This window comes from Bacillota bacterium (genome assembly GCA_013178305.1).
GTDB lineage: Bacteria > Bacillota > Sulfobacillia > JABLXB01 > JABLXB01 > JABLXB01.
On record JABLXB010000002.1, the window covers coordinates 145,682 to 159,678 of the forward strand.

Sequence of the window (13,997 nt, forward strand, 5' to 3'; positions counted from 1 at the left end):
CGAGCCCGGGACGGCTCGGATCGACGACGCGCAGTGACGAGGGAGGTAGTCTCATGAAGGCAGCTGTCATGCTGGAGCCCAACAAAATGGCAATACAAGAGGTGCCGGCACCGAAGGCATCCGGGAACGAGGTGGTCGTCCGGGTACGCGCGTCCGGAGCGTGCGGGAGCGATATCACCATCTTCAGGGGACGCCGTGCGGGGATGAAGTACCCGCACATCTCGGGGCACGAGGTGGCGGGAGAGGTCGTCGAGGTCGGCCCGAACGTCAAGAGGGTGAAGATGGGCGACAGGGTCGCGCTCGAGCCCAACATCCATGACGGGACATGCCCGAACTGCAAGCGCGGGTTATCCATACTCTGCGACACCAAGGTAATCGTCGGCATCGACCTTCCGGGCTGTTTCTCCGAGTACGTCAAGGCGCCTGAGGACTACTGGTACAAGTTCCCGGACTCGCTGAGCTGGGAGGAAGGCGCCCTCATAGAGCCCGCCACCGTCGGTGTACACGCAGTCTACCGCTCCGACGTCAAGATTGGAGACCAGGTGTGCGTGTTCGGAGCGGGCCCCATCGGAATCCTCACGATGATGGCGGCAAAGCTCGCCGGCGCCGTCGTCACCATGGTCGACGTCGTTCCCGACAGGATGGAGGCGGCGAAGGGCTTCGGAGCCGCGCACGCCTCGGATGGCCAAGACCTTCCGGAAAAGTACTTCGACAACGTGTTCGAGGCCACGGGCCAGCCAGACGCGTTTCTGTCCGCACTCAGGATAACACGCCGGGGAGGCACGATCGTGACGGTGGGTCTCGGTTCCAAACCCGTCACGTTCGACCTGACCGCCATAACCAGGGGCGAGCTGAACGTAAAGGGGTCCGTCGCCTGCAACGGCTACGACTTCCAGAGGACGATCGACCTGATTGCTTCAGGGCAGATGCCCGTCAAGAAGATGATCGACACCGTGCTCCCACTGGAGGAGACCGAGAAAGGCCTCAAGATGATGGAAGACAGGATAGCACTCAAGCCGATCTATGTCCTCTAAACAGTGACTCACTTGTGATGTGGCACGTTCCGGTATTCGCTTGAGGGCGCCGGCGCAGATTGTGGAGGGTCTCCCGTGAAAGGGACAGCGTATCCAAACCTGTTCTCGGAGTTCACCGTTGGGTCTTTCTCAGCCAGGAACCGCGTCGTCATGGCTCCCATGGCCACGAACTTCGCCACGCCCGACGGTGGAACGAGCGAAAGGCTCATCCAGTACTACGAGGCGAGGGCGAGGGGCGGGACGGGGACCATTATTGTCGAGAACACCAACGTCGATTACCCACAGGGGGCTAATGGCGCCGTCCAGCTGCGCCTCGACGAGGACAGGTTCATCCCCGGACTCTCGACGCTGGTAGAGCGCTTGCACATGTACGGCGCCAGGGTTGTGTTGCAGATCAACCACGCGGGGGCCTCGACCAGGAAGGAACTCGCTTGCGGGTTACAGCCGGTGGCCCCCTCCCCCATTCCCGCAAGCCGCGGCGGCGAAGTGCCGAGGGAAATCACCGGAGCCGAGATGGATGCGATCGTCGAGAGGTTCGCCCAGGCCGCTTATCGGGCCAAGCGAGCGGGATTCGATTCCGTCGAAATCCACGGCGGGCATTCCTACCTGCTGGCGCAATTCATGTCACCCCTGACGAACACGAGGACCGACCAGTATGGTGGGTCCCTGGAAAACCGCATGAGGTTCCCGCTGGCGGTGGTACGGGCAGTGCGCCGCGCGGTGGGCGACGGCTACACCCTGTTCCTCCGGTTCAGCGCGGATGAGTTTGTCGAGGGCGGCAGGACGGCCGAAGAGGCAGTGCCCATAGCAATTATGTTCCGCGACGCCGGGGTGGACATCCTCCACGTGAGCGCGGGCAACGGTTACTCCTTGCCCAAGCAGATAGAGCCTATGCCGTACGAGGAGGGCTGGCGGGTCTACCTGGCGGCTGAGATACGGAAGGCCACGGGGATGCCCGTTATCACCGTGGGCACGATCCGCAACCCTGAGTTCGCGGATCTCGTCATAAGGGAGGGTTCGGCGGACCTCGTCGCCATGGGCAGGGGACTGATCGCCGATCCGGAGTGGTGCAACAAGGCGGCGTCGGGTCGCCAATCCGACATATGCCCGTGCATCTCGTGTAACGTGGGATGCGCCGGCAGCAGGATATTCGGTGACGTGCCGCTCAAGTGCGCGGTCAACCCACTTGCGGGCCGCGAGTGGCTGTTCCGCGACGCGGCCGGCGGTGCGGCCGGGGCGAGCGTCTCTGCAAAGCGGGTCGTAGTAGTAGGAGGCGGTCCCGCGGGCCTGACTGCCGCGATATACGCCAGGAAGGCAGGCCACGATGTGACGCTGCTCGAACAGGCTGAATCCACAGGCGGGCAGCTCAATTTGGCCGCGGTACCACCGGGCAAATCCAAGATCGGATGGTTCACCGCCTACCTGAACAGGTCCGCTGAAAAGGCGGGAGTGGCCATAAGATGCGGGGCGCGGGTCACCGCAAACACGCTGGTCGATCTCGGCGCGGACGCAGTAGTAGTGGCGACCGGCTCGCGACCCGCGTGTCCCCCGGTACCGGGCCTGGCGTCGGCCTTATCGCGCAGCGTGGTGACGGCGCATGAGGTGTTGGCCGGGAAGGTCGACGTGTCGGGGCGTCGAGTTGTGGTCTGCGGCGGGGGACTGGTCGGATGCGAGACCGCCCTCTACCTCGCAGGCATGAGGAACGTCGTTTCTGTGGTGGAGATGCTCCCCGAAATCGGGCGCGAAGTCGACCCGATCTACAAGGAGGAACTGCTCAATAAACTCGAGGACCTCGGCGTTACATTCTTTCCATCGCGAAAGATCGTGACTGTCCAGGACGGCCACCTCAGGGTGGAGCCGTGCGACAGACAGGCCGCGCCTGAAGAGATACCCTTCGACCTGGCGGTGCTGGCGCTTGGCGCTGTACCGGCCCACGAGCTGTACTACGAGATTCAGGGACTTTTTCCCGTGGTCGTCCGGGCCGGCGACTGTGACAGGCCAGGGAAGATCATCGATGCCGTCTGGCAGGGGTTCGTGGCCGCCCGTTCAGTAACCGAGGCTTTCCTGTCACAGAAGTCTTGAAAGGATGATGCTCATTGAAGGAGATCCATGTCGATCGGATCGTTGAGACCGTCAGGAATCTCTGCATCCAGGCGTGCTACGACCTGCCGGAGGACGTCCTCTCTGCCCTGGAGAACGCCATCAAACTCGAGGAGTCGGACGTCGGCAAGGAGCTCCTCGCGCAACTCGTGGACAACGCCCGGATGGCCGGGAGGGAACGCATCCCGATCTGCCAGGACACGGGCGTCACCATTGTGTTCGTCGAGATGGGGCAGGACGTGCGAATCGCCGGGGGCAGCTTCACCGATGCGGTGAACGAGGGTGTCAGCAGGGGTTATCGCGAGGGTTATCTCAGAAAATCGGTGGTCGACGACCCGATCTTCGTGAGGAAGAACTCGGGCGACAACACCCCCGCTTCAATCTACACGGACATCGTACCAGGGGACAGCCTCAGGATTATTGTGATGCCGAAGGGCACGGGAAGCGAAAACATGGGTGCCATCAAGATGCTGGTGCCCGCCGACGGCCCGGACGGGATCCGGAAATTCGTGGTTGAGACAGTGGACAAGGCCCAATCGAACCCATGTCCCCCCATCATTGTGGGGGTCGGGGTCGGGGGCATGATGGAACGTGCGCCCCTGATGGCCAAGAAGGCACTACTTAGAAAGGTTGGGACGCCGCACCCCAACCCGGAGATCGCGGCTCTCGAACGCAAGATCCTTGAAGACATCAACAACCTCGGTATCGGTCCCCAGGGGCTCGGAGGACGCGTGACCGCACTCGCCGTCCATATCGAAACCTGGGCCACACATATCGGCGCCATGCCTGTGGCCGTGAACATACAGTGCCACGCAGCAAGGCACGCCGAGACAGTATTGTGAGGTGAATGTTAATGCGAAAGCTGACGACACCGCTTACGGATTCCGTGGCTCGCGATCTCCGCTCCGGTGAGAGCGTTCTCATATCCGGCGTGATATACACCGCCAGGGATGCGGCTCACAAACGACTCGTGGACATGCTGGACGCTGGTAAGGACCTTCCCATGGATATCCGCGGGCAGATCATCTACTACGTCGGTCCGTGTCCGCCGAAGCCCGGGCAGGCCATAGGTTCGTGCGGGCCGACAACCAGCGGCCGTATGGACGCGTACACGCCCAGGCTGCTCGAGGCCGGCCTCAAAGGCATGATCGGGAAAGGTCTTAGGAAGCAACCCGTCGTGGACGCCATGAAGAAGCACGGCGCCGTTTACTTCATCGCCCTCGGCGGCGCGGGGGCGTTGCTGGCGAAGCGCGTCACGAAAGCCGACGTAATCGCATTCCCCGACCTTGGACCCGAGGCCATATACAGGCTCGAGGTAAGCGACTTTCCCGTCGTCGTCGGCATTGACTCGCTGGGGAACAATCTCTACGTCGAGGGGACCAGCCGTTACAGGATCGCTCCCGTTTAGGGCCTCGGCCGCGTTGCCGCGCCGGCCGGCTGGATGATCGAAGTAAAGAAAAGCCAACCCCATCCGGTGGTTGGCTCTCTTTCTTGCTTCAGTCCTTACCGTGTCGCCCTTGCGGCGCCGCCTGCAACTCCGCCGCCTGCAACTCCGCCCCCGCCTGCAACTCCGCCGCCGGCCGCGACGTTGGTTACTCCGACCTGGGCCGAGACTCCTGCGATGCCACCCTGGGCAGCGTCACCGGTCTGGCTGGCCGCCGGTGGGGTAGCGCCGTTCGCAATCTGCTGCTCGGCGAGCTGGAGCATTCTCCTGACCATGTACCCTCCGACATAGCCGTTCGTACGGGAGGGAAGGTCACCCAGATATCCCTGGTAGTTCTGAATCCCGAGTTCGTTTGCTGTCTCGAACTTGATCTGCTCGAGACCCTGCCGAGCCTGGGGGAACAGCAGTCGATTCCTGCCTCCTCCGCCACGCGGCATATTAGTCACCTCCTTGTTTTCGTCCCGTTTGTATTTTGCTCTTGTGATTCGTTATTATGTAGTCATTTTTTGGTATGCCGAAAACGCTTATTATACTGCGATTTTGGCAACCTGTGCCTCGGGACGAGGGGAGGGTGACCCCTATGTTTACGTCAACAAATGGAAAATCCGCACGAGACTGGACAGCGATGTTCATACCCTCACAACCGGGTTCCTCAGGGTGCCGATCCTCTCCACAGTCACCTCAACTACGTCTCCATGGCTGAGCCTCCCGATTCCGGAGGTAGTACCGGTCGCGATGACGTCGCCAGGCATGAGAGTCATGAATCCGGAACAGAAACTCACCAGATGCGCGGGGCCGAACACCATCTGGGACGTGCGCGAGGATTGTCTTACCTCGCCGTTGACGGTCGTCGTGATGGCCAGGTCGCTCGCGTCAATACCTGTGGCGATATACGGCCCTAGCGGGCAGAACGTGTCGAATGACTTGGCGCGGCACCACTGGCCGTCCTTCTTCTGGAGTATCCTGTCGCTGACGTCGTTCAGGCAGGAGTACCCGAGAATGTAGCGGCCGGCCTCCTCCACGGGGACGTTGCGAGCGGCACTCTTGATGATTATGGCCAGTTCGCCTTCGTAATCCGTCCTCCGGTCCGAGGTTAGCACGATCGGTTCATCGTGCGCGATTATCGAGCTCGGTGCCTTGAAGAAAACGATCGGCTCGTCGGGGACATCGAGTTTGAACTCACGCGCGTGATCCAGGTAGTTCAAACCGATCCCGATGACTTTGCCCGGGTCCACCGGCGCGAGTACCCGCGCCGATTCGAGCGGAACAGCGCGCCCGGTGGCCGCGAACGAGCCGAACACATCCCCCTCGATTTCGTAGAGTAAACCATCGCGGACCTCAGCGTAAAACCTCCTCCCGCCGGCCTCGCACCGCGCGATAAGCATATAGCGGTCGACCTCCTATCGTGTGGCCTGATGCCAGCGCATTTCAACCGGAGGGAATCCAATTCCTGCGATGCATATTCCAGCCAGCCGCGGGGGATAACCAGTCTAAGGGGGTATGACGATGACTCTTTCGACAGTATGGCCGATCATCGCCATCGTAATGCTGGCTCTCAGCATCATTCTCATCCCGAGGCACAGGTGGATCGAGCTGATACCCGCTGCGGTGCTGGGCGGGTTCGTGCTGTCATACGCGGTACAGGCGATCGGCGGAAGCGTCCTGGGATTGTGGACGTACAGTCACCAGCACATCCCCGTGCTGGGTATGCCAGTCTGGCTAGGAATCGCCTTTGCGGCCGAGGTGATGATTTTCCTGCACTTCCTGCCGCAGTCGCCAGGGTCCAGGCTTGCCTACGTCCTTGTGTTCTCGGCCGCGCTTGGACTGGCCGATTTCGCGCTGGCGCGGTACGGCCTCAAGACATTCAGCAGGTGGAATCCGTACTACTCGGCTCTCCTGTTCGTGGTAATCCACTATATCGTCATCTTCATTGAGTCTTACCTGCGCCAGCAGCAGCGGGCGAGAGCGTCCTGAACCCGTCCGCTTCCGGCCGGCGGCGGGCAAAGCGTGGTATGCGGGGTTCAGCCTGAAATAGGGCACGCTGCTGCCGGGGCGATCGCTGCCGCGAACGCGACCACCAGCAGCGCAACCCGGATTCGGCCAACATCTTTCGAATTGATAGGCATGAGACCTCACCGTCCCAGCCCTAAAGACGCCGCGCATTGGCCCGTGTTCCGTCGAGCCGAGATTAGCATGAGCGTCAATGGGGACAATAGTGACCAACACGGTGTTTCGGAGGGTTCGATGAATGAGAGGGACTGTAAAATGGTTTGACCCCGAAAAGGGGTACGGTTTCATCACGAGAGACGACGGCGCCGGCGATGTTTTCGTGCACTACAGCGCAATACAACAGGAGGGATTCAAGACCCTCCGCGAGGGCGAGGCGGTAGAGTTCGAGATCGTCGACGGACCGAGGGGCCCACAGGCCGCCAGCGTCACAAGAAGCCTCACCTGAAAAGTCTTACGCTGGTAATCCCGGGGCCGCCCGGGACCCGGCGGCCTGCTTTGTCCTGCGTGCTCGCGCGATGTAGGTGTGGCTTTCTCTACGGTGTCCCACCGAATTCGACGGTATCCCCCATCCCCGGCACGACCAGGCGGTACCGCCCGCTGAAGTGCTCCGCGAAGAACCCGGGGGTCTCGGTGTGTACAGGTACCAGGACTCGCGGCTTCATCCGCTCGACGAGTTCCACGATGCCCTGCCCATGTATGTGCCCGGAGGCGTGGAAGCCACGCTCGCGCCCCACGCCTTCGCGGTCCCCCGGATCGCCCACGAGGTCGATATCGAAATGCGCCAACCAGTTGCGCAGTCTGTCCATGTCCATGTGCATTTCCTCGTTGAACGCCTCGCTCGAGGAGTATATGTACGTGCCGCCGCGCGGCTGGATGTCGAGGAGTTCGTTTAGGTCGTAGTAGGAGAAGCACAGGATGAATTCCGACGGCGCGCGTGACACCGTTCCGCAGTCTACGAGCCTGCCGGGGGACGTGGCGTAGCATTCCAGGAGTCTTTTCTCCCAGGCCGCCTTGAGCGATTTGGTCTCGACGTACACCGAGATTCGCTCGTCGGTGTAGGGGTCGGGGACGCCGTCCTCGCCCGTGAGGCTCAGTGCCCTGAGCAGGTATGCGTCTTTCGCGCTCACCACCAGGCGCCTGCCGCACTCGGTCGCCACCTGAAGGAACGCGAGCAGTCTCTCGACGTTCCTGGGCCCGAAGTCCGCGATTATCAGGCCGCCGGATCTCCGCACCGCGTCCAACACATTTGCGTGGACCTCGTCTTCGGAAACCGGCTCGCGCGTGGACGGATGCGTCCCCTCGATGATGAGCGCCAGGGGTTGGAGCGCGGCCGCTTCCTCGATGAACCTCCTGGTCGCACCGGCGGAACGGCCGTGAAGGCGCAGGTCTCCCGTATAGACGACCCATCCGTCACCTGTGAGAATCCCAAACGCGCACGCGCCTGGGATCGAATGGTCTACAGGCCAGTGCCGCACGATCAGGCTGCCGATCCGCACGGCGCCGTTGGAGCTGTCGCCGGCTCCCGCCGGGGGTTTTGGGTTCATGCCGCGAGTCGAGCCGGTCTGCCCCCAGAACTCCAGGAACTCTTCGGTCGCGGGCCCGCGATCCATGAATGCAAACTGCCGCTGTTCGGACGGGACCTTCTTCGCGTTGCTGGATGCCAGCAGCCCGGCCTTGAGTTCCCTGGGGTTGAGGTAGCAAACCTCGCGTCCCATCCCGGACGGGGCCACGTCCTGCATGGCCTTGACGATAGTCGCCGTTGTGGAGGTCGAGTAAATGGGAACGGAGCCCGAAAGGAATGAGGCGTAGCCGGTGTGGTCGACGTGCCCGTGGGTCAGTAGCAGCGCGTCGACGCGGACGTCCTCGCGGAAACCTTTCCTCGAGCGGGCGCGGTCCCACCAGCCCTTCCCGGGGATCTCGAGGTCATCCCTGTATACCCCCTTGAGCGGCGGCAGGAGGCCCAACTCGAGCAGGTCTCCTATGCCGTGGGTCGCCCTGGCGGTGAGAAACTCGTCGAAAAACAGCTTTTCGCCTGCAAAGCTCGTCCCGAAATCGAGAAGGAGGCGGGTGCCGTCCGCCTCGAGCAGGAACTTGTTGCCGCCAATCCTGTCGCACCCGTCGTAGAAGGTGATCCGCACGTTTCGAGCCCTCCGTCGAACAGCATTCTCCGGAGTGGCTGCGTATCCTTCAGCGCCCGTTCACCGCCCGCAGGGGAGTTCGCCGAGCCGGTGGATGACTGCTTCGGCTTCACTCATGACCCTCTTGACTATCTCTGCCGCCGGGATCTCCTCGCGCACGAGCCCCGCGATCTGCCCCGACAGTACCGAGCCCCACTCGACGTCGCCGTCGATGCACGCTGCCCTGTACCTGCCGGCGCCGAATTTGTCGAGTTCCTCCGCCCCGGCTCCGGAGAGTTCCAACCGCTCGAATTCCCGGGTGAAGCGGTTCTTCAGCGCCCGCACCGGGTGGCCCGTGGTCTTCCCTCCGACCACCGTGTCCCTGTCCCCCGCCTCGATAATCGCACGTTTGTACGCGGGATGAGCGATGCACTCCGTCGCGCAAACAAACCTCGTTCCCATTTGCACGGCCCGCGCGCCCAACGCGAACGCGGCCGCCATGCCACGCCCGTCGGCTATGCCGCCTGCCGCGATTACCGGTATGCGCACGGCGTCGACAACCTGCGGTAAGAGCGCGAAGGTAGTCATCTCGCCGATGTGCCCGCCCGACTCCATACCCTCGGCGATGACCGCGTCGGCCCCCGCCTTCTCCATCCGTTTGGCCAGGACAGCTGCGGGAACCACCGGTATCACCTTGATGCCGGCTTCCTTGAGCCTGGCCATGTACGGCCCGGGATTCCCCGCGCCGGTCGTCACCACGGGTACTCTCTCGGCAAGCACGAGGTCCACCATGGCGGCGGCGTACGGCGAGAGGAGCATCACGTTTACTCCGAAAGGCTTATTGGTCAGCCTTCGCACCTTGTCGATCTCGCCTTTCACCCATTCGGGCGGGCTGTTGCCCGCTCCGACTATACCGAGCCCACCCGCCTCTGACACGGCGCCGGCGAGTTCACCTGTCCCCAGGTAAGCCATCCCACCCTGGAACAGCGGGTAATCGATGCCAAGCAAGTCACAGACTGGAGTCCTTATCACGCTAACACCCCCGCGCGGGATACGCCGATGCACCGGGATTGGTGGCCGCCGCGGCCGGGCCGTCCGCCCCGGCCTAGCAGTGAGTCTTAGGAGCAGGTCGTAATCCCTGGCGCTTCTTCCATTATAGCGGGAGCGCGCCGAGCGTACAAGCAAAGACCCCTGGGCCGAGATATACCTTAACGGGGGTTCACCTGATAGACGCAGGCTGGGCGGACAACCGCTTGATGAGCATGGTCCCATAGCTGCCGCGGGGAAGAAGGAAAGTCGCGCCGAGACGCAAACGGCCGGGATTGAGTTCGTCCGGCTCGGGCTGTCCCACGGCGAATTCGCTGGGAAAGACTACCGCCTTCCTCGGGGTGGGTTTGAAGAACGCCTGCCTGAGCTTTCTCAGGTTGAAGCGGCCGGGGTGAATGCCTCGCTCATCCAGGACCTGGGCGTACAGCGCCGCCGTGGTCTGGTCCGGGAATTCCGCCCGCGCAGCCGGGAGCGGCATCTCGAGTGCCCTCAGGTACTCGAGATGGGATACGGTCAGCGTCCCAAAGAACAGGTACGGGCCGGCGTCGCCCGGGTGACTGGTGAACGATACGCCCAGGCCGGCGAGCAGCCTCCTCAACACCTCGTTCCAGAGGTACGCCTGGTATGCGGCGAAGAACAGGGACATCTCCTCGGCGGGTATCATCTGCAGCGCCCTCACGTAGCCCCTGGGCTCCGCTGCCAGCAATCGCAGGATGGGCAGTTCCGCCCCATGGCCGGCGTGACCCGCCTGGATACCTTGCGCGCCCTCCCGCGCCGCGTCCAGCATCGCCGGCCAGTCCCCCCATGTCTCGCGCATCCGCGACTTGAGCCCGCGGACCGCCGGCGGGTCTTCGCGGCGTGATGACGTCAGGTATATCTCCAGGGCGCCCCGCCACTGCCCCTTGAGTATCCGCTCTGCAATGAATCCCCTCTCGGGGTCCATGCTGCCGAACCGCTGGTCATCGAAGTAGTTCGGGAAGCCACCCCGCTCGACCTCAGCAGCATTCTTGAGGAAGCGGACCGCTTCTTCAGCGTCAAACGAACGAAGGACGACCTGGAACCTGTTCCCGCGGATGAGGTCCGGACCCATCGGCCGGCCGGTGAAGCCGAGCCGCCTGAAGCGGTAGTCCGGCGCCTCCATTGTCAGGTCGCGCGACGACGCTACCGTGACGTACTGCAACGTGTGGGCGTGCCTGTCCTTCCGGCCCCCGTACGAGAACCGGCTGTAAGGCACGCCCGATCCGGCCGAGATGCGCCGGAGAAGGTCAACCGTGTTCCAGCCCTTCTTCTCCAGCAAATAGAGTCCGTAACGCCCGGAGGACTCCGCGCCGATATCCACAATCTCGACCACGACGAAGTCCTCCGGTATCGACTTGACCTTCATCGATTGCTCACGCGGGCGACCACCTGGGCGCCTGGGCCTAGCGGGCTGCCAGACCGCGGGCTACAGCTCCGGCGCCGGGGGAATGAGCCCTTTCTCCATCATTAACTTGGCCATCGCTATCGAGGACTTGATCATTTCCTCGGCATTCTTGTACAGCTCGTCGTACGTCAGGTTGACCCTCGCCACACCCTGCTCGACCGCCTTCGACCCGACGGCCGCAGCCTGCATGCAGTAGACTTCCCATTCGTCCATCTTCGGCAGGAGGTAGTCCTCCTTCAAGAGCCCCTTCGTCACAGCATAGTCGGCAAGCGCCTGCGCAGCCGCGATGCACATCTCGTCAGTGATGGTCTTCGCCCTTACGTCCAGGGCGCCGCGGAATATCGCGGGGAATCCGAGCGAGTTGTTCACCTGGTTCGGGAAGTCCGATCTTCCGGTGGCCACGACTTTCGCCCCGGCTTCCTTGGCCTCCCACGGCCATATCTCCGGCACGGGGTTGGCGCAGGCAAAGACGATCGCGTCCTTTGCCATGGCCTTTACCCATTCTTTCTGTATCGTTCCAGGCCCGGGTTTTGAGTATGCGATCACCGCGTCGGCGCCCTTCATCGCCTCAGGGACGCCTCCAACGACGTTCGCGGCGTTCGTCTTCACGCACAGTTCCCGCGCTTCTTTTATGCCCTCGAGGTCCTTGCGCCCCTTGTGCAGCGTCCCATTTACGTCGCACATCACGATGTTGCCGGGTGTCGCCCCCGCCGCCATTAGCACCCTCGCCGTCGCGATCCCGGCCGCGCCGGCTCCTATCATCGCGATCTTCATGTCCCCTAGCTTCTTCCCGACCACCCTAGCCGCGTTGATCATTCCGGCCACGGTGACAGCCGCCGTTCCCTGCTGGTCATCGTGCCAGACTGGAATGGTCATTTCCTTGCGTAGCCTCTCGAGTATGCCAAAGCATTTCGGCTGCTCTATGTCCTCGAGGTTTATGCCGCCGAACGACGGCTGAAGGTACTTCACTGCCTTGATGAATTCCTCGGAGTCGGTGGTGTCCAGGCACACCGCGACGGCATCGACGCCGCCGAGGTATTTGAACAGCAGCGCCTTCCCTTCCATTACAGGCATCGCGGCCTCCGGCCCGATGTTCCCGAGCCCCAGCACTCGAGTCCCATCCGAGACCACAGCGATCGTGTTCCACTTACACGTATAATCGTAGGCCAGGTCCTTGTCCTTCTGAATCGCCTTGCACGGCGCCGCAACACCGGGCGTGTACCAGATCGAGAAATCGTCCATGTTCCTGACGACGCACCTGGGAGCAGTCTGGATTTTACCCTTGTAGAACGGGTGCATTTTCATCGCGATTTCCGCGGGCTTGTTGGCCTTTGCCAGAAGCCCCTGAATCTCCTCAGGTGTTTTCATTCACGTTTCCCTCCCGGGTTTCCAGCATCGCGTCCGGGCCCGGTTTCCACGACTGGAACTGAGCGCCTGCGAATGCGTTTATTCATTCATTCGCACCGTGAGCAGACTTTCCTCCACGGAATTCCATAATCTCACTGCGATTGGCGTGGTTCGGGACCCTACGCGCTGCCGCGGAGCGAGAGCCCTGCCTGCAGCGCCTTCACGTTAAGGTCCTGGAGACGAGGCGGGACGTTTTACACCTTGTCACCGTACTTAATCTGTGTTGTGACGCTCCCACCCCGCTGGGCCATTCCGTGGATCTCCGACATCTTCACGTCGAAACCCATCCTCACCAGCCCGGCAGACAATATCTTCGATGTCAGGATCGTCCCCTGACCGCCTACCCCCACTAGAAGAACGCTCCTCGTCATCTCACTCGCCCACCTTCGCTATAGCATCAAACTTGCAGAGCTGCCGGCAAAGCGTACATCCATTGCACGCCGAGGCGTCTATCACGACCTCTCCGGCCTTGAAGGCAATCGCGGGGCACCCCATCTTCATGCAGGCCTTGCATTTCCTGCACTTCTCCCGGTCGACGAAACAGTAGACGTTCTCCCTTTTCTTCTGCGCGTCCTTGCGCAGCGCACACTCGCGCCGTGTGATGATGACGAAGGGCTCGGTCGCCTCGTACGCCTCCTTCACGGCCTTTTCAGTCTCGGCGAGGTTGTAGGGATCGACAATGCGGACGTGTTCGTCCTTGATCCCCACGGCCTTCACGATGCGCTCGATGTCTACCGGCATGGTCTCTTCGCCCATCAGCGTGACGCCGGTGCCCGGATTCTCCTGGTGGCCCGTCATGGCCGTTACCCGGTTGTCGAGTATGGCGATGACGATGTTGCTCTTGTTGTAGACTACGTCTATCAGGCCGTGCCTCTCACGAGCGTGGGCCGGCACGACGACGTACTTCCTGACATCCTTCCGGTATTCCCTGACACCGGCCTCCTGCCTTTCGCCCAGCTCCACCAGTCCCTTGCTGTGGCATATCCTGGTCGTCAGGCGGAGCAGTACGGGCGTGTCGAACCGCTCGCTCAGGGCGAACGCTTCCTTCACGAAATCCCTGCATTCCTGGCTATCCGAGGGTTCCATCATCGCCACCTTGGCGAACGGCGCGTAGTGCCGGTTATCCTGCTCGTTCTGCGAGCTGTGGCACCCCGGGTCATCCGCCGACACCACCACGAGTCCCCCGTTCACACCCGTGTACGCCATGGTGAATAGCGGGTCGGCGGCCACGTTGAGCCCGACGTGTTTCATGGCGTCCAACTACCGGGCTCCCATGATAGCAGCCCCCGCGGCGACTTCCAGAGCGACCTTCTCGTTGGTCGCCCACTCCGAGTAGACCTCCGGCGACAACAAATTCCCGTGGATGATGATTCTTGGTGATCCCGCCAAAACCTTGGCCCCTGGACCTGGGCAGA

The 13,997-nt window shown here is 62.3% G+C and carries 11 protein-coding genes and 3 pseudogenes; 6 read left to right on the forward strand and 8 right to left on the reverse strand.

Annotation, left to right across the window (positions count from 1 at the left end):
* Nucleotides 1-53: 53 nt before the first annotated feature.
* The 4 genes from HPY55_06060 to HPY55_06075 all read left to right on the forward strand — a co-directional run bounded on the left by HPY55_06060 (nucleotide 54) and on the right by HPY55_06075 (nucleotide 4,542).
* Entirely contained in the window at nucleotides 54-1,034 is a 981-nt protein-coding gene (locus tag HPY55_06060) for an alcohol dehydrogenase catalytic domain-containing protein (GenBank protein ID NPV70196.1), read from the forward strand.
* Nucleotides 1,035-1,109: 75 nt separating this feature from the next.
* Nucleotides 1,110-3,116, forward strand: coding sequence for an FAD-dependent oxidoreductase (locus HPY55_06065; protein ID NPV70197.1), 2,007 nt, complete (start codon nucleotides 1,110-1,112; stop codon nucleotides 3,114-3,116).
* Between the two features lie 14 nt (nucleotides 3,117-3,130).
* Nucleotides 3,131-3,976 (forward strand): fumarate hydratase, encoded by an 846-nt coding sequence (locus tag HPY55_06070; protein ID NPV70198.1) that lies wholly within the window; start codon nucleotides 3,131-3,133, stop codon nucleotides 3,974-3,976.
* A 5-nt stretch (nucleotides 3,977-3,981) separates the two neighbouring features.
* Nucleotides 3,982-4,542, forward strand: coding sequence for a Fe-S-containing hydro-lyase (locus tag HPY55_06075; protein NPV70199.1), 561 nt, complete (start codon nucleotides 3,982-3,984; stop codon nucleotides 4,540-4,542).
* Nucleotides 4,543-4,811: 269 nt separating this feature from the next.
* Here the strand turns inward: HPY55_06075 and HPY55_06080 are convergent.
* Nucleotides 4,812-5,015: pseudogene (locus HPY55_06080) on the reverse strand (alpha/beta-type small acid-soluble spore protein).
* 192 nt (nucleotides 5,016-5,207) lie between these two features.
* Nucleotides 5,208-5,963, reverse strand: a complete 756-nt coding sequence (locus tag HPY55_06085; GenBank protein NPV70200.1) for a fumarylacetoacetate hydrolase family protein — start codon at nucleotides 5,961-5,963, stop codon at nucleotides 5,208-5,210.
* Nucleotides 5,964-6,084: 121 nt separating this feature from the next.
* Between HPY55_06085 and HPY55_06090 the strand changes: the two genes are divergently transcribed.
* Together HPY55_06090 and HPY55_06095 are read left to right on the forward strand one after the other, a co-directional pair.
* A complete protein-coding gene (locus tag HPY55_06090) occupies nucleotides 6,085-6,552 on the forward strand; it encodes a hypothetical protein (GenBank protein NPV70201.1) in 468 nt (155 codons plus the stop codon).
* A 274-nt stretch (nucleotides 6,553-6,826) separates the two neighbouring features.
* Nucleotides 6,827-7,033, forward strand: a complete 207-nt coding sequence (locus HPY55_06095; GenBank protein NPV70202.1) for a cold shock domain-containing protein — start codon at nucleotides 6,827-6,829, stop codon at nucleotides 7,031-7,033.
* 88 nt (nucleotides 7,034-7,121) lie between these two features.
* On the opposite strand, the gene HPY55_06100 is transcribed toward HPY55_06095, so the two are convergent.
* The 6 genes and pseudogenes from HPY55_06100 to HPY55_06125 all read right to left on the reverse strand — a co-directional run bounded on the left by HPY55_06100 (nucleotide 7,122) and on the right by HPY55_06125 (nucleotide 13,857).
* A complete protein-coding gene (locus HPY55_06100) occupies nucleotides 7,122-8,726 on the reverse strand; it encodes an exonuclease (protein NPV70203.1) in 1,605 nt (534 codons plus the stop codon).
* 60 nt (nucleotides 8,727-8,786) lie between these two features.
* A complete protein-coding gene (fabK, locus tag HPY55_06105) occupies nucleotides 8,787-9,737 on the reverse strand; it encodes an enoyl-[acyl-carrier-protein] reductase FabK (GenBank protein NPV70204.1) in 951 nt (316 codons plus the stop codon).
* 187 nt (nucleotides 9,738-9,924) lie between these two features.
* Nucleotides 9,925-11,136, reverse strand: a complete 1,212-nt coding sequence (gene truD / locus HPY55_06110; protein ID NPV70205.1) for a tRNA pseudouridine(13) synthase TruD — start codon at nucleotides 11,134-11,136, stop codon at nucleotides 9,925-9,927.
* 60 nt (nucleotides 11,137-11,196) lie between these two features.
* On the reverse strand, nucleotides 11,197-12,543 hold the full coding sequence (locus tag HPY55_06115; GenBank protein NPV70206.1) for an NADP-dependent malic enzyme: 1,347 nt from the start codon (nucleotides 12,541-12,543) through the stop codon (nucleotides 11,197-11,199).
* Nucleotides 12,544-12,779: 236 nt separating this feature from the next.
* A pseudogene (locus HPY55_06120) lies at nucleotides 12,780-12,953 on the reverse strand (indolepyruvate oxidoreductase subunit beta).
* A gap of 1 nt (nucleotide 12,954) precedes the next feature.
* Nucleotides 12,955-13,857, reverse strand: a pseudogene (locus tag HPY55_06125) (hypothetical protein).
* Nucleotides 13,858-13,997: the final 140 nt, after the last annotated feature.

Coding starts and splice junctions, on each gene's coding strand:
- HPY55_06060 (NPV70196.1), top strand. CDS start 54: ATGAAGGCAGCTGTCATGCTGGAGCCCAACAAAATGGCAATACAAGAG.
- HPY55_06075 (NPV70199.1), top strand. CDS start 3,982: ATGTTAATGCGAAAGCTGACGACACCGCTTACGGATTCCGTGGCTCGC.
- HPY55_06085 (NPV70200.1), bottom strand. CDS start 5,963: ATGCTTATCGCGCGGTGCGAGGCCGGCGGGAGGAGGTTTTACGCTGAG.
- HPY55_06090 (NPV70201.1), top strand. CDS start 6,085: ATGACTCTTTCGACAGTATGGCCGATCATCGCCATCGTAATGCTGGCT.
- HPY55_06095 (NPV70202.1), top strand. CDS start 6,827: ATGAGAGGGACTGTAAAATGGTTTGACCCCGAAAAGGGGTACGGTTTC.
- truD (NPV70205.1), bottom strand. CDS start 11,136: ATGAAGGTCAAGTCGATACCGGAGGACTTCGTCGTGGTCGAGATTGTG.
- HPY55_06115 (NPV70206.1), bottom strand. CDS start 12,543: ATGAAAACACCTGAGGAGATTCAGGGGCTTCTGGCAAAGGCCAACAAG.